Annotated in this window: 22 protein-coding genes and 1 pseudogene; 7 read left to right on the forward strand and 16 right to left on the reverse strand. The window is 43.3% G+C overall.

All coding sequences use genetic code 11. The annotated features are described in order from the left end of the window. Positions 1 to 3 precede the first annotated feature (3 nt). The 3 genes from QE417_RS23145 to QE417_RS23155 all read left to right on the forward strand — a co-directional run bounded on the left by QE417_RS23145 (position 4) and on the right by QE417_RS23155 (position 1,845). Complete coding sequence (locus QE417_RS23145) at positions 4 to 735, forward strand: ankyrin repeat domain-containing protein (protein WP_311954337.1); 732 nt, start codon at positions 4 to 6, stop codon at positions 733 to 735. Then, the gene (locus QE417_RS23150) at positions 728 to 970 is read left to right on the forward strand and encodes an ankyrin repeat domain-containing protein (RefSeq protein ID WP_311954340.1); all 243 of its coding nucleotides are present in this window, start codon (positions 728 to 730) and stop codon (positions 968 to 970) included. The genes QE417_RS23145 and QE417_RS23150 overlap by 8 nt, the downstream gene beginning before the upstream one ends. Positions 971 to 1,116: 146 nt before the next feature. Then, the gene (locus tag QE417_RS23155; protein ID WP_311954344.1) at positions 1,117 to 1,845 is read left to right on the forward strand and encodes a ThuA domain-containing protein; all 729 of its coding nucleotides are present in this window, start codon (positions 1,117 to 1,119) and stop codon (positions 1,843 to 1,845) included. Positions 1,846 to 1,936: 91 nt separating this feature from the next. Here QE417_RS23155 and QE417_RS23160 read toward each other — a convergent pair whose 3' ends face one another. From QE417_RS23160 to QE417_RS23185, 6 genes are all read right to left on the reverse strand, one after another. Beyond that, the gene (locus tag QE417_RS23160) at positions 1,937 to 3,874 is read right to left on the reverse strand and encodes a hypothetical protein (RefSeq protein ID WP_311954347.1); all 1,938 of its coding nucleotides are present in this window, start codon (positions 3,872 to 3,874) and stop codon (positions 1,937 to 1,939) included. Between the two features lie 346 nt (positions 3,875 to 4,220). Further along, positions 4,221 to 5,795: a sodium:solute symporter gene (locus tag QE417_RS23165; RefSeq protein WP_311954349.1), complete on the reverse strand. Its 1,575-nt coding sequence runs from the start codon at positions 5,793 to 5,795 to the stop codon at positions 4,221 to 4,223. A gap of 26 nt (positions 5,796 to 5,821) precedes the next feature. Continuing rightward, positions 5,822 to 6,985, reverse strand: coding sequence for a four-carbon acid sugar kinase family protein (locus QE417_RS23170; RefSeq protein WP_311954353.1), 1,164 nt, complete (start codon positions 6,983 to 6,985; stop codon positions 5,822 to 5,824). After that, positions 6,982 to 8,025: a 4-hydroxythreonine-4-phosphate dehydrogenase PdxA gene (pdxA, locus tag QE417_RS23175; RefSeq protein WP_311954356.1), complete on the reverse strand. Its 1,044-nt coding sequence runs from the start codon at positions 8,023 to 8,025 to the stop codon at positions 6,982 to 6,984. Before pdxA ends, QE417_RS23170 begins: the two co-directional genes overlap by 4 nt. After that, the gene (locus tag QE417_RS23180) at positions 8,018 to 8,956 is read right to left on the reverse strand and encodes a dihydrodipicolinate synthase family protein (protein WP_311954359.1); all 939 of its coding nucleotides are present in this window, start codon (positions 8,954 to 8,956) and stop codon (positions 8,018 to 8,020) included. The genes pdxA and QE417_RS23180 overlap by 8 nt, the downstream gene beginning before the upstream one ends. Before the next feature lie 54 nt (positions 8,957 to 9,010). Then, positions 9,011 to 10,159: an iron-containing alcohol dehydrogenase gene (locus QE417_RS23185; RefSeq protein ID WP_311954360.1), complete on the reverse strand. Its 1,149-nt coding sequence runs from the start codon at positions 10,157 to 10,159 to the stop codon at positions 9,011 to 9,013. Positions 10,160 to 10,483: 324 nt separating this feature from the next. Between QE417_RS23185 and QE417_RS23190 the strand changes: the two genes are divergently transcribed. Further along, entirely contained in the window at positions 10,484 to 11,356 is an 873-nt protein-coding gene (locus tag QE417_RS23190; RefSeq protein WP_311954364.1) for an AraC family transcriptional regulator, read from the forward strand. 89 nt (positions 11,357 to 11,445) lie between these two features. On the opposite strand, the gene QE417_RS23195 is transcribed toward QE417_RS23190, so the two are convergent. Next, positions 11,446 to 11,874: a secondary thiamine-phosphate synthase enzyme YjbQ gene (locus QE417_RS23195; protein WP_311954366.1), complete on the reverse strand. Its 429-nt coding sequence runs from the start codon at positions 11,872 to 11,874 to the stop codon at positions 11,446 to 11,448. A gap of 158 nt (positions 11,875 to 12,032) precedes the next feature. Here QE417_RS23195 and QE417_RS23200 point away from each other — a divergent pair, with 158 nt between their 5' ends. Then, positions 12,033 to 13,259, forward strand: a complete 1,227-nt coding sequence (locus QE417_RS23200) for a sensor histidine kinase (RefSeq protein WP_311954368.1) — start codon at positions 12,033 to 12,035, stop codon at positions 13,257 to 13,259. A gap of 111 nt (positions 13,260 to 13,370) precedes the next feature. Here the strand turns inward: QE417_RS23200 and QE417_RS23205 are convergent, their stop codons facing one another. From QE417_RS23205 to QE417_RS23230, 6 genes are all read right to left on the reverse strand, one after another. After that, positions 13,371 to 14,354, reverse strand: a complete 984-nt coding sequence (locus QE417_RS23205; protein WP_311954372.1) for a 2-hydroxyacid dehydrogenase — start codon at positions 14,352 to 14,354, stop codon at positions 13,371 to 13,373. A 25-nt stretch (positions 14,355 to 14,379) separates the two neighbouring features. Beyond that, positions 14,380 to 15,342: a wax synthase family protein gene (locus QE417_RS23210; RefSeq protein WP_311954374.1), complete on the reverse strand. Its 963-nt coding sequence runs from the start codon at positions 15,340 to 15,342 to the stop codon at positions 14,380 to 14,382. Beyond that, the gene (locus QE417_RS23215) at positions 15,339 to 15,770 is read right to left on the reverse strand and encodes a hypothetical protein (RefSeq protein ID WP_311954377.1); all 432 of its coding nucleotides are present in this window, start codon (positions 15,768 to 15,770) and stop codon (positions 15,339 to 15,341) included. The genes QE417_RS23210 and QE417_RS23215 overlap by 4 nt, the downstream gene beginning before the upstream one ends. Positions 15,771 to 16,198: 428 nt before the next feature. After that, positions 16,199 to 17,050, reverse strand: coding sequence for an SDR family NAD(P)-dependent oxidoreductase (locus QE417_RS23220; RefSeq protein ID WP_311954379.1), 852 nt, complete (start codon positions 17,048 to 17,050; stop codon positions 16,199 to 16,201). 35 nt (positions 17,051 to 17,085) lie between these two features. Beyond that, positions 17,086 to 17,925 carry an SDR family NAD(P)-dependent oxidoreductase gene (locus QE417_RS23225; RefSeq protein WP_311954380.1) on the reverse strand — a complete coding sequence of 280 codons (840 nt, stop codon included), beginning with the start codon at positions 17,923 to 17,925 and terminating at the stop codon, positions 17,086 to 17,088. 466 nt (positions 17,926 to 18,391) lie between these two features. Next, on the reverse strand, positions 18,392 to 19,297 hold the full coding sequence (locus tag QE417_RS23230; RefSeq protein WP_311954382.1) for a helix-turn-helix domain-containing protein: 906 nt from the start codon (positions 19,295 to 19,297) through the stop codon (positions 18,392 to 18,394). A gap of 351 nt (positions 19,298 to 19,648) precedes the next feature. On the opposite strand from QE417_RS23230, the gene QE417_RS23235 reads away from it, so the two are divergent. Continuing rightward, positions 19,649 to 21,550 (forward strand): HAMP domain-containing sensor histidine kinase, encoded by a 1,902-nt coding sequence (locus tag QE417_RS23235; protein WP_311954385.1) that lies wholly within the window; start codon positions 19,649 to 19,651, stop codon positions 21,548 to 21,550. Here the strand turns inward: QE417_RS23235 and QE417_RS23240 are convergent. Together QE417_RS23240 and QE417_RS23245 are read right to left on the reverse strand one after the other, a co-directional pair. After that, complete coding sequence (locus tag QE417_RS23240; RefSeq protein WP_311954387.1) at positions 21,547 to 22,071, reverse strand: hypothetical protein; 525 nt, start codon at positions 22,069 to 22,071, stop codon at positions 21,547 to 21,549. The two genes, QE417_RS23235 and QE417_RS23240, sit on opposite strands and share 4 nt — an antisense overlap. Positions 22,072 to 22,127: 56 nt before the next feature. Then, on the reverse strand, positions 22,128 to 22,985 hold the full coding sequence (locus QE417_RS23245; RefSeq protein ID WP_311954390.1) for a chromate resistance protein ChrB domain-containing protein: 858 nt from the start codon (positions 22,983 to 22,985) through the stop codon (positions 22,128 to 22,130). Positions 22,986 to 23,125: 140 nt separating this feature from the next. Here QE417_RS23245 and QE417_RS23250 point away from each other — a divergent pair, with 140 nt between their 5' ends. Beyond that, the gene (locus QE417_RS23250; RefSeq protein WP_311954392.1) at positions 23,126 to 24,211 is read left to right on the forward strand and encodes a DUF5700 domain-containing putative Zn-dependent protease; all 1,086 of its coding nucleotides are present in this window, start codon (positions 23,126 to 23,128) and stop codon (positions 24,209 to 24,211) included. 77 nt (positions 24,212 to 24,288) lie between these two features. On the opposite strand, the pseudogene QE417_RS23255 reads toward QE417_RS23250, so the two are convergent. Then, a pseudogene (locus tag QE417_RS23255) lies at positions 24,289 to 25,396 on the reverse strand (NADH:flavin oxidoreductase). Positions 25,397 to 25,422 lie beyond the last annotated feature (26 nt).

Raw genomic sequence — 25,422 nt, forward strand, 5'->3', positions numbered from 1 at the left:
GCTATGGATAACATGTTTTTAAATGCATGTAAAAATGCACAAAAAGGAATTGTAGAAGCCTTCCTGAAAAAAGGTGGGATTAACGTTGATAAACGCGACGGATTAGGTAATACGCCACTGTATTACGTATGCAGCAAAGGCGCTAAAGATATAGTTAAGCTGCTGATTAATGCCGGAGCCGATGTTAACCTGGCTAATAACACCAGCGAAACACCGTTGCATCTGGCTGCACGGGCAGGCAGTAAAGAAATTATAAAAATGCTTGTTGATGCCGGGGCTGACGTAAATGCCGGTAATAATACTGGCCAAACACCTGTATTTTATTCGGTGCTGGCTTATAAAACCGAAACTGCGCTGTACCTTATTACTTTAGGTGCCGATACCGGGGTAAAGGATAATGGCGGTTATAATATTTTTGACCATGCAACTGCCAATGGTATGCGCGAGTTAATAACTGCTTTAGGCGAGGCAAACACCGTGCAAAAGGATGATCATGGCAACACGCCGTTGCACCAGGCTGTGTATAATAATCAGAGCGAAACTGTAATGGCCCTGCTTAAATCCTCGGCAGCAAATGTTAACGAGTTGAATAATGGCGGGGTTAGTGCGCTTATATTAGCAGTAAATAACTCAAATATGCATGTGGCCGACTTGCTTATAAAAAATGGTGCCGATGTTAATTTGCACCTGCACAACGGTAATTCGGCACTGCATTATGCGGCTGGTAATGGGTAATCATCATTTGGGTAAGCTTTTACTGCAATCGGGTGCCGACATTAACTCGCGTAACAGTTTTAGCGAAACACCGCTGATTGTTGCCGCACAATGTGGGTTTAACGATTTTACCGCAATGCTTATTGATAATGGTGCCGATGTTGCTGCCGTTGACAATAATGGCCGCAGTGCCATGGATTTTGCAAGCGAAAGCGGTTATACCGAAATACTGGAACAATTGCTTGCCGCAAGCTAAATACTTATATTATTGATAAATAATAATCCCCATCTATTAATATCTATGGATGGGGATTGCTTTTAAAAAGCAATGAAACTTTGTATTATTCAAGCACTTAACAATTGCACATAATTTGTAGTTTAGCGTTAACCAAAACTTAAATTATGTCTTCTTTTTTTAAAGTGCCGTTATTAATGGTAGCCTTGCTTTGCGTTGGTACGCTTTGGGCAAAACCCAAGGTCTTAATATTCAGCAAAACGGCCGGTTTTCATCACAATTCAATTAAGCCCGGAATAGCGGCCATTCAACTGTTAGGCAAACAAAATGGTTTCGATACCGATACCACCACCGATGCCTCAAAGTTTACCTTCGATAATTTAAAGCAATACGCTGCTGTTGTATTTTTGAGTACCACCGGCGATGTGCTGAATGATGCCCAGCAAACCGAGTTTCAAAAATATATACGCTCGGGCAAAGGTTACGTAGGCATACATGCCGCCACCGATACCGAGTTTGACTGGCCCTGGTACGGCGAGTTAGCAGGGGCTTACTTTAGCCAGCATCCTAAAATACAAGAGGCAGTTTTAAACGTAGTTGAACCCGCCAACGGATTTACCCAACACTTACCCGCCAAATGGACAAAAACCGATGAATGGTATAACTTTAAATGGATATCAGACAAAATTCAAGTAGTACTTACCCTCGACGAAAGCAGCTATAGCGGCGGAACCAATGGTGCAAAGCATCCCATGAGCTGGTACCACGAATTTGACGGCGGCAAGGCATTCACTACTGCCTTAGGCCACACCGATGAATCATATACTGATGAACCATTCCTCAAGCACCTGCTGGCCGGGATAAATTATGCAATGGGAAAGAAAGTAAAATTGTAGTTCTATCAGAGGAGAAAACTACCTATCGTTCGAAATGACATGATAGGACATAGGATTACAATAAATAAATCCCGAGTCCACAATCAAAAAACTACTCACTTACCAGCGTTACGTAGCTCCGAGCAGGTAGTTTGAACTGTAACTGCCCGTTGGTTACTTTTTTGCTGCCCGCTTCTTTGGCGCTGTTTTCGGCATTGGTAATCATTATCTTAAACTTTTTGGCCGATGCAGGGATGCCGGTGATCGTAACCGGGCGTTCGGCACTGTTATTTACTAAGTGCAGCGTGTAATTTCCCTTGCTGTTATCGCCCAATGCGGCGCATGATATATCGTTATTGCTGCTGGATAAGGGCATGGCATAAAGGTCTTTCGAAGTAGATGCCAGCTGTTTTAAATTCCAAAAACGCTGGGTTGGACGCAACGCCCCGTTATCGCCAAATATACCACCTCCTGCAAGTGGCGAGTAATCGGCAGTTAGCTGCCATTGCAGTATGGATGCCGGTTGACAAATGGCCAGTAAGCGGGTATATAAGTTAATTTCGTCGATAGCGTAAACAGGTTCCTGAAAAATGATGGGGTATTGCCATGCAGCTGCATCAATGCTGCCCTCGCCAACCAAAAGCGGCACGTTCATTTGTGTTGCGGCCTGTGCCCATTTTTGTAACGTTCCAGTTTCCCAACCACGCCATGAGTGAAAGGATATGGCGCCGATATAAGGTTTAGCGGCCGGGTCTTTCATCGCCGCATCTAAAAACAACCAGCTGTTTGCATCCGAATTATCGCCCAGTAAAAGTTTAGTTTTTAAACCTTTGCTTTCCATATAAGCACCAAAGCCTTTTATAAACTCCGCGTGCTCTTGCGCCGTCATACGGATGTTAATACCCAGGTCCGATTCGTTGAACGAAAAGTATTTAGCTTCAACGCCATAATTGTCTTTTAAGTAAGTGAGGTAACGGGTAAGCGAACGGTAAATATCCGTCATTACCTCCTTGCGCAGCGGGTTGCCCCAAATGTTGTTAACAGGCCCCTCGTGAAAAGTGCCTTCAATAGCCCAATCAGGGCCCGACCATGCCGATACAATTACCGGCAAGCCAATTATTCCAAGCCGCTGAGCCATTTTCATAGCATCGGTTACCTGTGATGGTAGTTGGTTTTGCTGGGCAAGGTCCAATGGATTAATATCCTTGTTAGGTTGCCAAAAACGCCATGGCATTTCAACGCGGCTCCAGGCCAATGGCAGGTTGTTGAGGCTGTAATCTATTACCTGCGGGTCGGTAGTAGGGTTTTGCAGCCTGAAATTGCCGCCAAAACCGTCAAACTTACGGCCTTGCTGTGCGGTATTTAAAGTTAAGGTAGCAGGTGATTTATCCACCTCGCCATTGGCTTCAATTTTATAAGTTTTTTGTATCGATTCTCCTTTTTTTATAGATGCTGCACGTATGGTAAAATATACCAGTACTTCGCCCGTTTTTTCGTCTTTACGCAGCAGTATTGAATCGCGGTCGTTGCTTTTTACTTTGAGTTCCAGGTTGGCTGATTTAAACTCAAAACCCTTTGCCATAGTTCCGCTCAGGCCTTTGATAGCAGCAGTAGTTAGGGTTGAGGTATTAACCGGCTTATCATCATCGGTTAGTTTTAATTGTATTGCGTTATCGGGTGCAAGGGGTAGCCTTACCATAAAATAAGCACCCACAAAATTAGTATCGGCATGGGCAGTTAACTTTACATTGGCCTGGGCCTTGGTACTGCCTTGTTCGGTAACTGTATTTTCGAAATAAAGGCTATCAAGGTTGGTATTAACTATCTGTTGGTTACCGTTGCGGTTATATACGGGGCGTTGCCTTTCGCGGGCGGTGGTGAGTATTTGTACGCCATCGCTCTTAATGTATTGCAAACTGGTTTCGAAACGCAGTAACTGGCCTTGCTTGCGTATGCCGGTAATGTTACCCCAGGGAGCTAATTCGGCCTGACTGTGTGCTTCATTTACCAACATAACCATAGCTGCAATTACAACGAGAAAATATTTCATAGAGGACGTAAAAATATAAACTTTTGCCTCATTATACGGGAGTCTTGCATGGCAGGTTCGTAAGTTTTTCGAAATTCAAATGTTCAATTTTGAATTTTTTAAATGCCATGCTTTTTCCATGAGTCAAAAAGTTAAAATTCGACTGGTGAAAGACCGGATGGTTTAAAGGAGCCGTGTTAGTGAACAATATACAATAACAAGCATGTCATATCGAACAATAGTAATCGAACTCTTTCAAATTGCTAAGCTAATCGCCTCGAAAAGATTTCTCGTACCTCGAAATGACAGGGTGGAATACAGTGAAAAGAATAAATCCGAAATCGAAAATCCGACCTCCGAAATCCAACTAAGCTTCTTCCAGTTCCAATTGCTTTTCCTTACGACGGGTTTCGCGCCATCCGCTGAAAAGCAGGTTGCGGTCGAGCTCTGGTTTGGGGAAGAAAAGGCTGGCAATATATCCCACAAAAATAACTACGAGGTGACTGTACACGCCCAACATAAGTTTATTGTGCGTAAAGTTGTATTTACCCAAATCAAGCAGCAAGGTTTTGTTTTCGCCAACGCCAATAGGGGTAGAGGTTAAAAATGCGTAAGAGGTGAAAATAATACAAACCACAATAGCAATGTTAACACCCTGGCGGTTTGCCCGCGAGCTCAATAAGCCTAACAGGAAGATACCTACGATACCGCCCGAGAAGATGGCATAAAGCGTAAATACTACGCCAAGTACTCCCTCATTACCTATACTGATGTACAACATGCCGATAGCCATAGATAACAAACCCGAAAATACCACCATTACACGACCACCAAAAAGGTACTCATGATCGGGGCGGTTAGGACGCAATTTTTTATAATAATCTTCAACACCTACGGCGGCCAATGAGTTTAAATCGGCACTAAGACTGCATATGGCGGCCGAAATCATGGCGGCTAAAATGAAACCAACCACGCCGGTAGGCAATTGTGTTATGATAAAGTAGGGGAATACGCCATTAGAGTTTACACCCGCAGGCAATGGGTTTTGTTTGTAATATACAAACAGGCAGGTACCTATGAACATAAACAGTGTCCAAACCGGTACGGTAAGCGATATGCCCAGTAATGATGCTCTGATGGCTGCTTTATCGTCTTTTGCGGTAAGGTAACGTTGTACAACAGTTTGATCGGTGCCGTATTTCTGAATGGCGTAAAACATACCATTAATGGCCATTACAACAAAGGTAAGCTTGCTGAAATCAACATCATACGGGCCAAAACCTGTGCGGTTATTGGCCGATGCCACGCTCCATATTTCGGAAATGCCGCCTTTAACCGAGAACAGCAATACGAGTAAAACCACAATACCGCTGGCAAACAACATAAAACCCTGAAATACATCGAGCCATATTACGGCTTCAATGCCGCCCATGAGGTTTACAGCTATGATAATTAAACCGGTTATCACAATGATAGCAAAGGTGTTACCGCCGGTCATGTTACTTAAAGCTACAGCCAACAAAAAGAAAACGGTACCCATGCCCGAAAACTGCCTTAATACAAAGGCAATAGAACTGTAATAGCGGGCAACCGTACCAAAGCGCTTTTCAAAATACTCGTAGGTGCTTAAACCAATAACCTTACGGTAAAGCGGCACAATAAACCATATAACCCCTAACAATACAACAGGCACCATTAAGCCTTGTACTAACAAGATCCAGTTTGAGGAAAAGCCTTCGCCGGGGTAGCCTAAAAAGGTAACACTGCTAATGAGTGTAGCCAGTAATGACATGCCGATGGCCCACGCCGGTACGCGCCCCTTTGCAGCAAAGTACGATTGGGTGGTGTTTTGATTTTTGGCATAGCGTAACCCAAAATACAGGGTTAAAAGCAATACGCCAATAATAATAGTGTAATCTATTATGCCTAAAACGGGCTTCATAATTTAGCTTGGTTCGGTTTAGTAAATTAAAATGCCCATACTTTATTGCTCCAGCGGTAACTGCCGGGCTTTAAAGTGACGTGCAAATTAGCATATGGTTTAGTTACTGCACTCCTGATAACGCCCGGCGCCAGTTCTTGCACAGGGTTGATGGTGTCAATGTTCAGCGCGTCGAATATTGCTGCCGCTGTCGATCCTCCTTCAATTACCAGTTCGCGCACCCCAACCTGCTCAAAAACTTTTTTTACAGCAAGTGCCATCTGGGTGCGGCGATGTACAGCATTATCACCGTTATGATCATCATCCTTAACGGAGATGCTCATAACGGCTTTATTTTGTTGGCTTATAAAACCTGCGGTTTCATTGGCCCAATAGTTTAAAAGAGTTTCTTCGGCATTGCCCGGCTGCATCAACAGTTCTGGCATATAACTCACCGGACCATTTTCTGCATGTAATTTTTCAACCAGGTTTGCACTCGGTTTAAACGTGCTGCCGCTAATATACAATATCGGTCCAGTCAATTTAAAATCGCCTATGCTATTGTTACTTTTTCCTGCTGCAAACAGTTTATCCATGCAGGCGGTAAAAAATCCGGCTGCTCCGGCGGCCAGTGTACCGGGCTTTAGCTTATCTGCCCAGTTGGCTAAATCGCCATGGGTTTCAGCTTCGCCTACAACAATGCTTTTACCGTTTAAATTTACATGGTGAGGCTGCACGGCCATTTGATGGGCAGCGGTTTTAAAGCGGGTAAGCACATGCGAGTGCTCCACCGGAAACTCAGGATCGTACCCAAAGCTGGTTTGGTGCACCGGAACATTATTAATGTAATAATGCCCCTTAACCAAGGTACGCCCAAGTGTAGGGTTAGCCGGCACAACAATGGTACGGCTTAAACCCATAGCTTCGCACTGCGCATTAATTTCGGCAATAACATGCCCGCGCATAACCGAATCTATCTTTTTAAAAATAAAATCGGGGTTTAAAGCTTTGAGTTGCTGGCTAACATTGCGGGTAACCTCAATGGCATCTGCTTCTTTTAATGAGCGTGCATCGGTATTAATTACCAGCATATTGGCTGTGGTAGCCGCATTTACATTGCGCGATATTTCAACCTTAAGGCCATAATGAAGGCCAATGCCGCCAATTTCGGCGGCACCGGTTAAATCATCCGCAATAACGGCTATCATCATACCGTAGCTGTGGTTTTATGGTGGGCCAATTGCACTGCCGATTCAATGGCTAAAATCATGGCGTCAGGACTGGCAATGCCTTTACCTGCAATTTCAAAAGCGGTACCATGATCAACCGAGGTACGGATGATTGGCAAGCCCATAGTTATATTCACGCCTTTTACGCTGTCCATTTGTTTCTTTTCGGGATTCCATTTAAAGCCGGTAAGCTTGAAAGGAATGTGGCCCTGGTCATGATACATAGCCACAACGCCGCCGTAATAACCGGTAGCGGCTTTAGAGAACATGGTATCGGCCGGAACAGGGCCTTCCACATCATAACCGCGTGCAAGGGCTTCCTGTACTGCCGGGAGTATCTCGGCATCATCTTCGGTGCCAAATAAGCCCGAGTCACCTGCGTGAGGATTCAAGCCTGCAATACCAATTTTAAGGTTGGTTTCGCCAAGGCTAATAAGGCCGTTGTGCAGCAGTTCGGTAACCTCAAGTATGCGGTCTTTTTTAACCAGATCACAAGCCTGACGTAACGATACGTGGGTTGAAACGTGAATAACCTTCATGCTATCTTCAACCAAAAGCATGGCGTATTTTTTAGTACCGGTGTACTCGGCATAAATTTCGGTATGACCGGCATAATGATGACCAGCCTCGTTAACCGATTTTTTGTTGATAGGACCGGTAACGGTAGCATCAATTTCGCCAGCCATAGCCAGCTCAATAACTTTAGTAACCGATTTGAAAGAAGCATCACCAGCCGAGGCTGATATAACACCAAATTCAAGCTTATCAACATCAAAGTTATTCAGGTCTAAAACATCCGGGCTGCCAATTTCAAATTTGGCTTCCTGTACGCTTTGTATAACATTGATGTTTAAGTTTAAACCAATTCTCTCATTAATGTGCTTAAACACACCTGCATCACCCACAATAATAGGGCGGCAAATGTCGTATATTTTTTGCTCGGTAAGCGCTTTTAAGGCAATCTCGGGGCCAATGCTGGCCGGATCGCCCATGGTAATTCCTATAATATGTTTATCAAGCATGGGTTGGCTGTTTAAATGCAGTAGATTCTTGTTGTAAAAGTTGATAATAGGCTTTGATGAGGTTTTGCTCATCGCGCTCATGTAATGCCCCTAAAGGCGACATCATGTGTGCTTCACACAAGCCGTTTTCCTGCATCAGTACTTTAAGTGCACGTAACGATTCGCCCAGGGTACGGCCCGATTGGTATACGTTGCCCAGCGTATCAGATAGGTGCTGGTAGTAATACGCTTTTTCGGTGTCACCTGCTACAACGGCTTTGGTCATTTCGCAATAAATTTCGGGGGCTACGTTTCCGGTACTCGGAATTAAGCCGTCGCCGCCGTTAAGTAGGGCGTAGGCCGATTTGGCTGCCCAACCCAAAAAGTGACTAAAATCTTCACGCTTCGACCATAACTCTAACGAACGCTCCAAACGGCCATCATTACGCTCCGAATCTTTGGTGCCTACAATATGTTCGTGGTAGCTCAATTCCTCGATCAGTTCCAGCGGAATTGACATGTGTGTGGTTGCCGGTATATTGTAAATAATCAGCGGACCGTTAACAGCCTCGGCCAAACTAACAAAGTAGTCCTTCATTTGCTCTTCCGACAGGTGGTAGTACGTGGGCAGGGTGGCCGCAACCGCAGCAGCACCGGCATCTAAACTGGTTTTGGCCAGTTCAACGCTTTCTTCGAAACAATTGCCCGATATACCTACATAAAAATCGGTACCTGCCTGTTTTAAAGCAGCCGTTTTTTTAATGAATGACTGTTTTAAAGCCGCAGGTAACGAAGCTGATTCGCCCGTTGTGCCTAAAATAAAAGGCATTGCCTCGTTGTTGTACAGGTTGTGTACAATACGCTCTACCGCACCCTCATCTAACTCATACCGGGCAGTAAGTGGCGTTACCAGCGGAACAACCGTGCCTTTGTATTTCTTTTGTATCTTCATTTATATAGTCTGGTGCTTACACCATGTTTTAAATCAACTCTAATTCAGCAACCGTTATTCAAAGGCCGCGGTATATATATCAATAGCATCCTCGCGCGATACGTGGCGCGGGTTGTTCACCAGCAGGCGTTGTATCACCATGGCTTCATCGGCCAGTTGTGGTATAACATCTTTGGTTATGCCCACTTCTTTTAAAGTAGCCGGTATACCACAGGCGGCAATCAGTTCGCGTATTTTGGCAATACCCGCTTGGGCGGTGCTCAAATGATCGGCCTGGCGCTCGCAGCCTAAGGCTACGGCCACATCGGCATAACGCTGTGGCGCGGCAGGTACGTTAAATTCCATTACATAAGGCAGTAGCAGGGCATTTGATAAGCCATGTGCCAAGTGGAAAGTACTACCTAACGGATAAGAAAGCGCGTGAACCGCAGCCGTATTAACCGGACCTAAACAAAAACCACCCAGCATGCTGCCCATGGCAACCTGCGAACGGGCTTCTTCGTTTTTACCGTCTTTTACCGCAGCAACCAAATGCTCGGCTATCAGGCGCATGCCTTCGTAGGCATATACATCTATGAAAGGCTGGGCAAATTTGTTGGTGTAGGCCTCGAGGCAGTGCGTAAGTGCATCTAAACCGGTGGCTGCTGTAATGGCAGGGGGCACCCCAATGGTTAGCAACGGATCAACATAAACTACATCGGGCACTAAAAACGGACTGATAATGCCTTTCTTCTGATGCTCATCATCAACCAAAATAGCATTGGGCGATACCTCGCTGCCCGTACCCGATGTGGTAGGTACGCAGATGAGTTTGATTGCACGGCCGTTAAGCAGACCGTTACCTACAATGGCCTCTAAAGGCTGATCATTTTTTAACTGGGCGGCTACCAGTTTGGCAATATCCAGCACACTGCCACCGCCAATGCCTAACACCACATCGGGGTTGGTGCCCTCAAAACCATCCATCAATGCACGAAAATCGGCAAATGAGGGTTCTTGGTTAATATCGGTATTAATATGTACAGTTACACCCGCCTCTTTCAGTTTGGTTACAAAGGGTTCCAGCTGTGAAAGCAGTGGGGTAATCGTAATAATAAGAACTTCGCGTGCGGCAGGCAATACCTCATCAATAAGGTTAGCTAACGAACCATTGCCGAAAACCAGTTTACCCGGAAAATGAATTTTTAGTAGTTGTGGAACCATATAGTATTATAACAGGTAGCCCAAAATCATACAAAATATGCCCGCTGTTAACGCAAGGCGCTTAAAAATTAATTACTTACTGAGTATAAGCTTTGTTATACCTGGGTTAGTAAGGTAACTTCAAGATAATACGAGCGGTGCTTGTAGTTTGATTATTGGTTACTTATTCACAAACATATTAAAGGTTGCTGCTTAATCTTTGTAGTATTTTTTCTATAAATAGTATCATCTTAGCATAATCTAAACACTCTTGTACAATTTAATGGATAATTTATATAATATTGACCGCAATTTAGAGTTTAGCTATATTTACAGGAACCAGTTATGAAGCCGCTTTATCGTAAACTACCCGGCAAAATTGAGAGCTCGTTTAGTGTTAGGCACGATGTTATGCCCAACTATGGCAACATATGGCATTACCACTCAGAACTTGAACTGCACTATAATATAAAAGGAGAGGGTGTACGCTTTATTGGCGATAACATAGGCAATTTTGCTTCGGGCGAATTAATTTTGCTTGGCGAAAACCTGCCCCATGCCTGGCGCTGCCGCGAAGAGTATTATCAGCCTAATTCGGAACTGAAAATTGAGGCTATTGTAATGCACTTTTTGCCCACCTGCCTGGGTAAAGATATTTTGAATTTGCCTGAAGCCTATGTAATACCGCGTTTGTTTGAACGGGCAAAGAGCGGTATGATCATTAACGGCGAGGCCAAAGAAAAGGTTGTTGAATTGATGAAGCAGGCTATTGAGGCTACCAACCTCGACCGTATCATCATCATGATGTCGATTATGAAGCAGCTGGCCGAAACCAGCGAGTATAAACCCATTGTAAACGAGATCAGCGCGTTTCAGCAAAATACTGATCTGGATGATAAGCGCCTGAGCAATATTTACACTTACACGCTATCCAACTATAAGCGCGATATTACGCTTAAAGAAATTTCGGCACTGAGCAACCTGAGTGTAACCTCGTTTTGCCGCTACTTTAAGCTCATGACCAATAAAACGTATTACGATTTTTTAACCGAAATACGCATTAGTCACGCCTGCCGCCAATTGGTAGAAAACAAACTCACCACCGAGCTCATCTGCTTTAATTGCGGTTTTAATAATATCTCCAACTTTTATCGTCACTTTAAAAAGATAAAAGGGGTAACGCCGGTAGAGTATAAGCGGAAGTATTTGAATTATTAACCTCACCCAACCCTCTCCAAAGGAGAGGGCTTTAAGAAAGAAGGCTTCCCACAAAAATTAGATTTAAAGTCCTCTCCTTGGTGGAGGATTTAGGAGGGGTTTCCCCACGCCGTTACCACCACATTCCTTGCCCCACCATAATCCCGGTGCTCGCATAAATATATGCCTTGCCACATGCCCAGCGCCAGTCTTCCGTTATGTACGGGTATCATTATCGATGTGCCCAGCATAGCCGCTTTGAGGTGGGCGGGCATATCGTCGGGGCCTTCATCGGTGTGCAGGTAGTCGGGGTCGTTTTCGGGCACGGCTTTGTTAAAGTAAGTTTCAAAATCTTGCCGTACGGTGGGGGCGGCATTCTCATTTATAGTAAGCGATGCCGAGGTATGTTGTATAAATACCTGGCAAATGCCGGTTTGTATTTCCGCTAATTGTGGAAATGCTTGCACAATTTCGGACGTAATGAGGTGAAATCCCCTCGGCCGTAATCTAAGTTTTATGTTTTGCTGAAATATTTTCATATAGTTAAATGATACTTGCTTAATGCTTAAAGAATAAAATTATCACATGAGATAATTTTATTACTTTTGTTATAACTTTTTTCTGCAACTTTAAGTAAAAGGTAATATGGTATTATTCTTGAATAATACTCCCTGATTAATTTATTGAACCCAAAGTTATGGACACTTTAACAGCGCCCGTGCCTGCCAACGAAATGGAAAGGCTTACAGTTTTAGCCGAGTTGGATTTAGATTATTCGGCTTTGAATGATAACCTGAAAAGCCTGAGCAAACTTGCAGCAAAAATTGCAGGTACCGAAATTTCAATGGTAAATTTAATTGATTCGTTTACACAATGGACGGTTTCAAATTACGGTCTCGACCTTGACCAGATGAACCGCGAAGATTCGGTTTGCCAATACACTATAATGCAGGATGAAGGTTACGAGGTTTTAGACCTTGCTGCCGATGACCGCTTTAAAGAAAAGTTTTATGTAACCAGCGATCCCAACCTGCGTTATTATTACGGTGTGCCCCTGCGTGCCGATAATGGTGTAAACCTGGGTGCTTTATGTGTACTGGATACTCAATTACGCGTACTTTCTCCCGAAAAAATTGAAATGCTCAAGATAATAGCCGACGAGATCGTTAACAGGCTTAGGGCATTGCGGGTAATTGAAAGCATGCGTGGACAAATCAACGAGGCTACTGAAAATCAGCGCCGTGTTGCGCATGATATACGTGGTCCGTTGGGTGGTATTATTGGCCTTGCACGCATTATTAGCGAGCAGGGCGACGAGAACACCATGGAAGAGGTACTGGAATTTATAGGTCTTATTCAAAAGAGCGGGCACTCTATTTTAGAACTGGCCGATGAAATATTGAGCATAAAGGCGGTGCCGGCCGAGAATGCCAATAAGTTAGGGAACGATGAATTTAATCAGGTAACTTTTAAAGAAAAACTCATCAAATTATACACCCCCCAGGCATTAAATAAAAAAATAAAGTTTACGGTAAACACCAGTGCCGATACCCAAAACATTCCTTTTCTAAAAAATAAGTTACTACAAATTGTAGGTAACCTTATATCAAACGCTATTAAGTTTACCCCCGAGGGTGGTTCTGTATCTACTCATTTATCAATTGATGCTGTTGATCAAGGCCGTAGCTTACAAATTAAGGTAGAGGATTCGGGCGTGGGTTTAAGTCCTGATAAAATACAGCAGATTTTGAGCGGTCAGGGTGAATCAACCACCGGAACCGGCGGAGAGCAGGGGTATGGATTTGGTTTAGCTTTGGTAAAACATTTAATAGATGGTTTAAAAGGTAATTTACAGGTAGTATCAACCACCGGAAACGGTACCGTATTTACGGTTAGTTTACCTCAGGCCATTTCTAAAATATAAAACTTCTGATCGCCGTGCAAGGCTGCCCAGTCTTTGTACGTACTGCCTGTAGCCGTAAGGTTACGGGCAGTTTTTGTATCCCTGCAAAAGTTAAAGCATGATGTTATGCACTTAATTAACCCTGTTCAGCAACTCTTCGCCTTTAACAAACGCATCAATATTGGCAAATGTTATGGTTGCAATTTGCTCCATGGCTTCGCGGGTAAAAAAGCCCTGGTGTGATGTGATGAGCACGTTAGGGAAAGAGATAAGGCGGGTGATCAATTCATCCTGTATCACGTCTTCGGAGTAATCATTAAAGAAAAGGTTGGCTTCCTGTTCGTAAACATCCAGGCCTAAATAACCCAAATGGCAGTTTTTTAATGATTCTATTACATCCACCGTGTTAATTAATCCGCCTCTGCTTGTATTAATAAGCATAGCTCCTTTTTTAAACAGGGCAAGCGTTTGGGCATTAATCATGTGGCGGGTGCTGTCCATCAACGGGCAGTGTAACGATATAATGTCGGCATCGGCCAAAGTCTCCTCTAACGTGCCATATACAATGCCCTGTGCCTGTAAACCCGCGTCCGGATAAATGTCATAGGCGCTTACGTGGCAGCCAAAACCTTTAAGTATGTGGCAAAATGCTTTACCAATGTTGCCGGTTCCAATAACCGCCACCTTACGGTTGTGCAGGTTAAACCCCATCAGTTTTTCGAGCGAAAAGTTGCCCTCACGCACGCGGTTATAAGCTTTATGTGTTTTGCGGTTGAGTGTTAATATTAAGGCCAGGGCATGTTCGGCTACAGCTTCGGGCGAGTAGGCCGGTACCCTAAGCACGGGCATACCTAATGCAGTGGCTGTTTTAATATCTACGTTGTTAAAACCTGCGCAGCGCAGTACAATCAATCGCACACCATTATCATGCAGTTTTTGCAGTATAGCGGCATTAACGGTGTCGTTCACAAAAATGCAAATGGCATTAAAGCCTTGTGTTAGTGCAACGGTTTGCTCGTTAAGCGGTAAAACAAAATAGGTAATTTCATGCCCGGGGTTAAACTCGTTAAAAAAGTCCTGATCGTACTGGTGGGTGCTAAATACGGCAATTTTCATAAGTGATAGGTGTTTAGCATCAAAGTTATAAACTTATACCGGTTACAGGCCATATTACATGCTGTATAAATTGAGCATGAAACAAGAGCGGGGCTGGTAAAACAATGCAGCAAAAAGTCCATGTTTTACATAGCAATGGATGTGTTAGCATAAACGAATTTTGTAGCCACCGTTTTTCTATAAGTACTACTATGCCCTGCAATAAAAAGTACAGCGTAGGCAAGCCATAACCGTTGTTTACCGGCAGGCTTAAAGCTACTTCATGCAACAAACCCGAAAACATGAACGAAGCCAGCAACGCCCATGCCGCGCCAACGTGTTTTTTTAACGGCCGGTAAATAATTACCGAAGTCATTTCGCTAAAGGCCAGGTTCCAGCACTTACCCCAAAAATCGGCTAAACTTTTTGCCCTTGCCGGAGATTTAAATAACAAACCCACATTTACACCGCGCTTACGGAGCGTGCCTGTGCTTATGCTTAACAAGCCAAAGTGTAGTATAAAACTAAAGCCAACAAGTATCAGGCAGCTTATTAAACCATAAGTAAGCGGAGTAATAATGAGAAACGATTTAAGCACATAGGCAACTAAAACAAAAGCTAAGCCTATCATCAACCGGCTTACCCCAAAACGGGTGTTTTGTTGAGCGTTGGGTAGGGGAGCCGAATCCAATTTTTCGAAAGGCTGCACACGCATACCCGCCCAAGCCAGTGCAAAGGTAAGCCATTGTTTAAGGGTAAGGTTTGTTGGCTTGTTACGGTAATCGATTATAGCAGGAATTGGCTTAATGGCTGTAAACGTTACTGCAATTATGGCCAGCATTAACAGTGCAGGAGGCTCATGCCTAAAAAGAAAATAGGTAGCGGCCAAAACCAACGGCATAAACAACCATGCTGTTTTTAACAGCCTTTGTTTTAATAACACATAGCCTAATAAGGCGGTAAAAATGTTAATGATAAAAAAGCCAATAATGTGTTGTGACGTGATCATAACTGGTTTACATTGAGGTAAAAGGCTAAACCATAGGTTAAAGTGAGCATTATAAAAAGGCAAACCAAAGCAACCTCGCCCAGTATATATAACCAGCCGGTGGGGAAGGATGACCTGTCGAAATAAAAGAATTGTACCAGTACGCGGGATAGCCAGTAAATAGTTATAAACGCGCTAACCAACGTGGCCAGTTTAGTACCGTTAACCAGGTCGGGCGCAGCCAATGCCGATAACAGCCCGAATGATAAGTTGATACATAAAATGTATACAGCATACGTCCAAAACAGCTTTTTAATAAGGGGTTGAACGCCGTTGAGTGCCGCCTTCCATTTTAATATATGCGGAATAAATACGCTGCCCAGTACCAATGCAATTTGCGCCAGTCCGGCAACAGTTACTATATGTTTTATGTGACTAAGTAATTCCATAAAACAAATACAATTAAAATACTGAACTTTCAATAAATACTGAAAATAAAATATTAATGGGTTTGAAATTTATTTGATGGCAATTTTAGGTTAATGCGTGATAGACGTGATTATATTTTGATTGCTTGGCAGGGGAAAGAGCTTGCTTATAACTGCAAAAGGCCTCATTGATTATCAATGAGGCCTTTTGCAGTTATATATAGTACCGGAAAAATAGAGTTAACAGGATTAGTTATTAGCAGTTTTAGCAAAATACCTGTTAACCAATAAGTAGCTGGCGCCGGTTGCAATTGCCAGCTTAAATAAGTCCATTATTAAAAAGCAGGGTTCAAAATGCATATTGTATAAGTTTTAGATGATGATTGCTTTCCTACATTGTTTAGAGCAGGCAGGGAGGTAATTGTTACAGCCTCCCTGCCGCTTTTTTATTAATTGGTAAACCCGGTACTTATGGTTTGCTGTTTCCAGTTTTCCAGATCGGTTTTTACCGCCTCTATTTTAGCATAGGCTACATCGTAGGCATCCTGGCCTAAAAACAGGTGCAGGGGAGGGTTAGGCGATGATGCTACTTCGATCATTACGTCGGATGCTTTTTCAGGATCACCTGCCTGGTTATTGTTCATATCCTGCTCATGGAACTGTTGCGACTGGCGCACTGCCGTGTACTCCGCTATCGGGTTTTGAGGTGTGCCCATTGATCCTGATGTTAAAAACTCGGTACGGAAGTAACCCGGTGATACCACGGTTGCGTGGATGCCGAACTCTTTAACTTCAGCCGCCAGTGACTCGGTAAAGCCGTGCACGGCAAATTTGGTGGCACAGTAAATTCCAAAACCAGGGTAGTTGCCGCTAAAGCCGCCAATGGAGGCAATGTTTAATATATGGCCCGATTGCTGTTTGCGTAATTGCGGTAATACCTGCCTGATAACGTTTAAAGAGCCAAATACATTTACCTCAAAGTTATCGCGGGCTTCGGCCTCGCTCAACTCTTCCAGTGCGCCTAACAGGCCGTAACCGGCATTGTTTACTACCACATCAATGCGGTTAAATTTCTCAATGGTTTTGTTAACAGCTTCGGCTACACTATCTTCTGATTTAAGGTTCATGGCTAAGGCCAGGAAACTGTTTGCGGGCGTATCGCCTACAGCCTTGGTCAATTCATCGGCGTTGCGTGATGTTGCAGCAACTGAGTGGCCTAATGAAAGTAATTTTTTAACTAAGGTAAGTCCTAAGCCTTTAGAGGCTCCGGTAACAAACCATACTTTTGATTGAGTGCTCATGGTATATTTGTTTTTAGGTAATTAACGTTGTTTAATTAGCCTTGGTAGGCCATTGATTTACTAAGTTCTTCGTTCAGGCGAAACTCTTTTTCCAGGGTTTCGAGTTTGTGCATGGCGCGGTCGTAAGCATCGCTTCCCAACAGCAGGTACAGCGGCGGGTTTTGCTCGTAAGCCAGTTCGATCATGGCTGCGGCCGCTTTTTCGGGGTCGCCGGCTTGTTTGCCATCCATTTGCAGGTAACGGGCGTGCACATCCCGCACAGCGGTATACTCCTCAATAGGGTTTTTGGTAAGCACCAGCGAATCGGCGTTTAAAAAGCTGGTACGGAATGCCCCTGGTGCAACCACTGTTACTTTAATACCAAAGTCTTTAACGTCCTGCGCCAAAACTTCCGACAGGCCTATAACCGAAAACTTTGTAGCCGCATATATAGCCCAGCCCATTCCCGGCGCAATACCCGCAATTGACGATAGGTTAATAATATGGCCCGACTGCTGTTTACGCAGGTAAGGCATCACTTTACGAATTACATTAAGCGTACCAAATACGTTTACATCAAAGCTGTGGCGGGTTTCTTCGTCGGTTAATTCTTCAATGCTGCCGCCTATACCGTAACCGGCGTTGTTTACCACCACATCTATTTTGCCAAAGGTGGCATGGGTTTCGGTAATGGCCCGGTTTACACTTTCTTCGCTGGTTAGTTCAACCTGTAAAGGCAGGAAAAGGGCAGATGTAGAGTTAACGGCCTGTTTAAGTTCATCTATATTTCGGGAGGTTGCCGCAACCGGCTGACCTTGTGCTAATAACTGCTTTACCAGGCTTAAACCAAAACCTTTAGAAGCACCTGTAATAAACCATACTTTAGTTGTTTTCATAGCCTTTGTTAATTGTTTGTTTTTGATAATACAAAGGTAATATGGCGAGGAGGCAACCGTTTGCAGAATTCAACCCAATGATTGCGAAATTCAAACAATGTTAAAACAACCTTGGCAAAAAGCACTTAAAACCTGCCGTGGAATAACAAAGAACTATGGGGTAATTTTGTGGTTTTGCGAGGTTTTGCGAATAAGTACGGGGAGTTTGCGCTTAAAGAGAGCTGTACTATATAACTTATTCAATGCAAGGGGATAGCGTGCGTGGCACCAGGTAAAATATTTTTTTGATGCTGAAAGTACTTCTTTTTAAGTAGGGTAAAAATACCGTTGGCTTGGTAGGTTAAAGAGCCTAAAAGTAATGCTCATGCTGTAACACTGCTCGGGCTATTTCCAATGAGCGGGAAGGTATAAAACGGAAAGTAACTAAATACCCTCTCCGCCTCGGGTGGAGAGGGTTAGGGTGGGGTTATGCCGCCAATCTAAACTTAGATGGCGTAATTTGTGTTTGCTTTTTAAAGAAGTTGTTGAAATGTGCAGGTTCTTCAAAACCAAGGCAATAGCCAATTTCTGATACGTTCCAGTTGGTGTGGCGTAGTAGTGATTTTGCCTCGCTGGTAATGCGCTCGGCAATCAAATCGGTGGTGGTTTTGCCGGTGGTTTCCTTAATGGCGCGGTTAAGGTGGTTTACATGTACCGATAGCTGCGAGGCAAAGTCTTTAGCCGACCGCATGGTAAATCGTTGCGACGGCGTTTCGATAGGAAACTGGCGTTCAAGTAGTTCGGTAAACACCGCCGTAATACGTGATTTGGCATCCGGGTGCTGGTACAAACTTTCCTGCGGACGGGTCTTTAGCGCAAAGTGAGTAAGTTCCGTAAGGTAGTTGCGTATCAAATCATACTTAAAGGCATAGTCGGAGTTTATTTCCTCAAGCATTTTTTTAAATATGTCGCCGGCTTGCATAAACTGCTCTTCGGTAAGTATATAGGCCGGTTTACCTCCAGGGGCATACATAGGTAGATCGCTCAGCGCCCCGCGCAATTTATCGGCAAAAAACGATTTGGAAAATATGCAGAAGTAGCCTGTATGCTCATCAGACAGGCTTTCAACCGTATAAGGAACCTGCGGGTTGAAAAATATTAAGGTATAACCATTTACCTCAATGCTTTTATCAGCATAATGGAAGCGGTTGTGCCCTTTAGCAAGGCTTACTTTATAAAAATCCCGGCGAGCGTATACTATAGGTTTGGCATCGGGTTTATAGCAATCCTCTGTTTTAAAAACATTAAAGTGGCCAATGTCCTGTTGCAGGTTTTGCGGCAAGTAGTTAAATTTTTGGCTGTAAAAATCTTCTAAAGTTTCGGCCTTGCTCATGGTGGTGAATTTTTATACATCAAAGTTAACCGTTACAAATTTCAAGCAATTGCAATTTGCAAACAATTAATTGCAAAATTCAAACATGAGTACTTTGAAAGGTGTGATTTTTATATTTGTGTTTACCTGAAAACTCCTCGTATATCCGCAAAATCTTATTGAAATACCCCGAAAATACTTTTTTAGTTATATTTAGAAAAAATTATAAGCCCAACTATTGCAACTCAATAATTGTTAATGAAGTTTTTGTTTTCTTTACGACCGGGGTTTGTAGTTCTAACCTTATCTGTAATTTTTTTCATTTCATGCAGGCAAACTCCTCAAGGAGCTGATGCTGACATTCAGGATCAGTTGAGATTAGCAGAAAACTTGCCGGGCACTGTCAATAGAGACAGTGTTTTAAAGCTTATAAAAGGTTTAAAACCTAAAATTAAGAATGAAGATCCGGTAATTGCAGATTACTATTGCCTGCTATCGCAAGTTGAGGACGACAATAATTTAAAGTGTAAGTACGCTGATAGTGCTTTAGCTTTTTTTTCAACTCAGCAGCGCAGAAAAGAGTTTCCTAATCACTATTACAAGGCACTGTTGTGCCGCGGCGAAATAAGTGTATACCTAAAACAGTATACCACCGCACTTAAATATTTTTATCAGGCCCGGCAAACTTTAAACAATGGTAATTGCAAAGATGGTTTCCTCTCGGTACGCATGGCCAGTATTTATTACAATCAAAAAAACTATAAAGCGGCAGCTAAATTATGGGCCGAAAATTATAATCTCATCAAATCCTGCGTAGCTAACTATCCGTTTCAAAAACAGTTTTACACGCTGCAAAGTGTGCTCAACAGTGCAGGTGTATCTTATCAACGTGCCGGAATTTATGATAGTGCCAGGTATTATTATATAAAGGATGTTGAACTAATTAATGAAGCTCAAAAGAGAGGGATTGATGTAAATTCGGCAAGTACGGTATTATACGATAACTTGGGCGGATTAAACTTGACGCAACATCATATAGATTCTGCCCGCAAATATCTACTTAAAAGTATATCATATACTCAAAACGAGCAGGACGGTATCAAAATACCGCCTTATCTTAAACTGGCCGATCTCTATACCCAAACCGGGGAATATCCAAATGCTAAGGCCGCGTTTAACCAAAGCAGGTTGCGTCTCGAGCGTTTTGCAGACCAAAATCTCGACTTAGAGGTGCTGTGGAATAAATTGTATGCTAAGTTTTTGTTTAAGCAAGGCTTGGTGCTTCAAGCATACCGTTATCAGGAAACTTACATTCGTTTAAAAGATTCGCTCGACAATGTAAGCATGTCTTTAAACAGGCTTGATATTAAACGGGAGCTTAATTCATTTGGGCAGCAAAGAGCGGTTACTAAACTGGAGAATGACAATCAAATAAAGAGAGTGTTTTTGGCAGGAAGTATGATCATTGCTTTGCTGGCCTTAATAATTATTTTTTTAGTTTATCGCAACCTTAAACGTAGCCGGAAGCTGCACCAAAGTTCGCTTACGCAAAACCAGCAGTTAGCACAAGCGCTTGCAGAGTTAGAACACGCCAATCAAAACTACATTCGTATAATGCGGGTTATGGCGCACGACCTGCGCAACCCGATTTGGGGCATGACGGGCTTGGCTGCCGTGTTGCTGGACGAGGAAGAAGTTTCGGAGGAAAATCGTCACCTGCTGCAATTAATTGAATCGACCGGGATTACTACCATGGAGATGATCAATGAGCTGCTGAAATCGGGCCTGGCAAACGAAAATGAAGTTTTGGAAACAGAATCGGTTGATTTAAGAAAATTAGTATACGATTCGGTTGAGCTTTTGCAGTTCAAGGCCAAAGAAAAAAATCAGCTAATTATTTTTGAAAGTGCCGATCCGAATATTATGGGCCGGGTTAATCATGAAAAAATATGGCGGGTTTTAAACAACCTAATTGTAAATGCCATTAAGTTCAGTCGTCCAAATGCCGAAATTAAAGTTGGAATTAAGCATGACGATAGCCATATCATCATATTTGTTGCCGATAATGGCATTGGCATATCCGAGAAAGATAAAGACAGCGTATTTGAGATGTTTACTCCCGCTAAAAGGGTAGGCACCGGCGGCGAACAGCCTTTTGGCTTAGGCTTATCAATATCAAAAAGTATCATTGAAAAACACAATGGCAAAATATGGTTTGAGAGCACACCCGGCTTAGGGACCACGTTTTATATTCAATTGCCGTATAGCGGTTAAAACGCAATACCGAACTGAAAGCCAATAGTAAAAGAGGTGGGTCTATCATTCCCAAAACGAAGTGGGAGCGGAATAGCTGCAAAATAGCTGGTGTTTTTATTTTTGATGAGCGTTTTATTTAATACAGGTGTTAGTCCGTACCGGCCAGAGGTTTCAAAAGCGGCTCTGCCGGCAAAGGTATACCCCTTGCCCAAGGCTAACAATATCCCCGGGTGAAATAAAAAATTATTCATCTTACTCGTGCCGTTTTCTGCCCGGATAATGGGCACCATCTCCATCGAAAAACCTACTCCGGCGCTTTTCCAGATATTAATACCGGTGGGCATGCCAACTGTATAGCTGCCATTAAAATTAGTGTGGCTGCCGTTAGTGTCAAAAGTCACAATAGGGTGCAGTACTCCTACATAGCCTGTTATTTTGGGGTAAGTAACCAAAGTGTTTGTTTGTGCTTTTAGCTGCGCAGCAAATAAGCCAGTTAAAATGGTAGTACCTAAGGCGATCATGTAAAGTTTAAAATTCATAGCATATGTTTATGATGCAATGCTATGAACTGCGGTAAAGTAAAAATAGAACCGTTTTAACCTTTGGTATCTGTTTTACTTTTTTTGAGCATTTTACGGTATATAGAGGGGCTTTGTCCAGTATATTTCTTAAAAATTCGCGTAAAATGGCTTTGGTCTGAAAAGCCTGTTAGGTAGGCTATCTCTGATAACGAGTAGGAGGTAGATTGTAAAAAGGATATGGCTTTTTCTATACGCATCTTACGTACATAGTCGCCAAAGGTTTGGTTGTCAAAGTATTTGGAAAACTCGCGAGACAGGTAAGCCGGGTGAACGTTGAGTTGGTTCGATACATCGGACAGGCTCAGGGTAAGGTTAATGTCGAGCTGGTCTTGTATAAAATCTTTTATTTCGGTTACCCAGCCGGGTACTTTGGCGGCTTTTTGTTCTTTAAGATAATTGTTATAAACGTTAAGTAACAACTGGTCGATAGGGTTATTGGTATGCCGTACGCCTTGCAAATGTTTGGCCCAGCTATATAAGGCATCGTAAATAATCATGCCTTGGGTCAATAGTCCATGGTCGTTTTTGATGTTATAAGCAAGCCCGGCCGATATAGCCCATAGCCCTGCGGCTTGTGGTGCCAAATGATGAGCATCAGTATCGGCACCGCGTATAATAGCGGCCATTATTCTCAAGGCCTCATCTTTCAAATTATACTTTTGTATAACAGCATCAAATGTACACAGGTCGTTATGGTGTGATAACTCAACATCAGGCACATCAAACGGTGTAGCATCAAGTTCCACAGCTTTTTGCTTCACCTCCCGCGCCGGTACGTAAATAAATTCGGCATCAACATCTACAAACCTTTTAATAAGCCACGGTGTGGCAATGCGGTCAATTTTGGGGTATTCGCGGGTTATCCATTTCATGAGTTGCAAATATGAATAAAATGCTGGTTCCGCATTTGCATTTATCTGTTTGGGATAACATATTGGGGTGTTGGGATAATGATTTTTACTGTTTTCATAACAAAAGACATTTTTAAATCATAATTAAAACATACCTAAAAATGAAACGCATAATATTTATCTTCTGGCTTATAGTTATTCAATCGGCAGCACTATTTGCCCAAAGTATTGATGCCTCCTTATGTGACCGATATTTTGAAATTACCGACAAATTGCGCAAAGGTGATAGTCTAAGTCGAGACACCTGGAACACGTTTTTGCAGGATAAATCCATACAAACCTATATGGCCGACCAGGGGGTAGACCAATCCTATTATGAAGCTTACCGTAAAAACATGCAGATAGTTTACATGCCTCAAAAAGATGCGATACTGCAACGCCGCCTAAAAGATTCATTAAACTATTGGCTTACTTACACCATTTATCAATACAAAAAGCACGAGGATGGTATGAAAGCTTATCTGCAAAAAATAACTGCCGACCCGCAAGCTTATTTTAATGTGCTTTATAAGTATGCATATACAGCTTTACCCAAACGTGCTCATATCAAACTACCGCAATACATATTTACCATAATACCTATACATAACGATGCACATGCGCAAAACAACTGGATTATTTACACACTGATGTGTGCGTATTTTAATGATAGCAACAAGTTGGGGGCCTTAGGCGGCCACGAGTTGCACCATGCGCTACAACCTGTACCAGATTTAAAACCCGACCACCGCGATGAAAGCGCAACACGGGTAATGTATGCTATTTTGAACGAAGGAAGTGCCGACATGGTAGACAAGAAATACATGACCGATACCGCAAAGACTTTATTGCCTTTTCAACGTTACTTTGAAGAATTTTACAACGAAGCTAAACCGGTGATGCCGCACCTCGACTCGATGCTGCAGCTTAATGCCAAAATGGATACGGTAATTAAGTTCAGGAATTATTTGAAAGGAACTGCGTACACCAGCGGCCATGTGCCGGGTACTTATATGGCTTATTATATAGAAAAGAACGGTTTGAAAGGCAAGTTGCTGAAACGTATTGAAGACCCATATTACTTTTTTATGGTGTACAATGAGGCCGCAAAAAAAGACAAGTCCAAGCCCTACGTGTTTTCAAAAGAAGCGATGGATTATATTGAATTACTGCACAAAAAATATATGCAGCAGGTTAAACATACTTAGATTATTGCGAATCCTGATTTTACTAAAAAGGCTGTTTCAAATTAATTGAAACAGCCTTTTCGTTAAGTGGTAATATATTAAGCTAACACCAACTCAGCTAAAGCTTCTTTACTAAAGCCTTTTAGTTCATCGGTGCGCTCTTCGCGTATTTTTTTTACCCATTGCGGATCTGATAACAGCGGGCGGCCAACGGCTACAAGGTCAAAATCGCCACGGTCCATGCGGCGCAGCAGTTCATCTAACGAGCTTGGTTGTGAGCTTTCGCCGGCAAAGGCTGCCAAAAATTCGCCGGTTAAACCAACCGAACCCACTGTAATGGTAGCTTTGCCGGTCAGTTTTTTAGCCCAACCTGCAAAGTTAAGGTCGCTGCCTTCAAACTCAGGTTCCCAAAAACGGCGTTGCGAGCAATGGAAAATGTCAACCCCGGCATCAGCCAGCGGGTTCAACCAGGCTTCCATTTCTTGTGGTGTACCGGCCAGTTTAAAATCATAAGCCGATGGTTTCCATTGCGACAGGGCGCAGTATCACTGCAAAATCTTCGCCCACTTGCTTACGCACTTCTTTAACCACCTCAATGGCAAAGCGGCTACGCTCGGGCAGTGTTTTTCCACCCCAGGCATCATTACGATTGTTGGTGCCTTCCCAAAAAAACTGGTCAATCAGGTATCCGTGTGCACCATGCAGCTCAACGGTGTCAAAACCTAAACGTTTAGCATCGGCAGCGGCACGGCCAAAGGCGGCAATGGTATCTGCAATATCACTCTCGGTCATGGCGCGGCCGTTTTCGAGATTAGGGTTGTTTAAGCTTGATGGGCCTTCGAAAGGTACTGGCGGCACCCAGCCCGATGCATGGTTATACATTACACCCATGTGCCAAATTTGTGGGCCCATAGCGCCGCCCGCAGCATGCACGCCGTTAACCACATTTTGCCAACCGGCCAAAGCCTCGTTACCATAAAAGTGAGGAACGTTGGCATCGTTTGATGATGAAGGACGGTCGATTACAGTACCCTCTGAAAGGATAAGGCCAACCTCACCCTCGGCGCGTTTGCTGTAATAAGCAGCCACATTATCGGTTGGCACGCCATCGGGCGAAAATGAACGCGTCATGGGAGCCATTACAATGCGGTTTCGTATGTTCAATGATTTCAGGTTGAACGGCCTGAATAAGCTATCGGTATTCATAATATATTAAATGGGGTATATAGATG

The organism is Mucilaginibacter terrae (assembly GCF_031951985.1).
Lineage (GTDB): Bacteria > Bacteroidota > Bacteroidia > Sphingobacteriales > Sphingobacteriaceae > Mucilaginibacter > Mucilaginibacter terrae_A.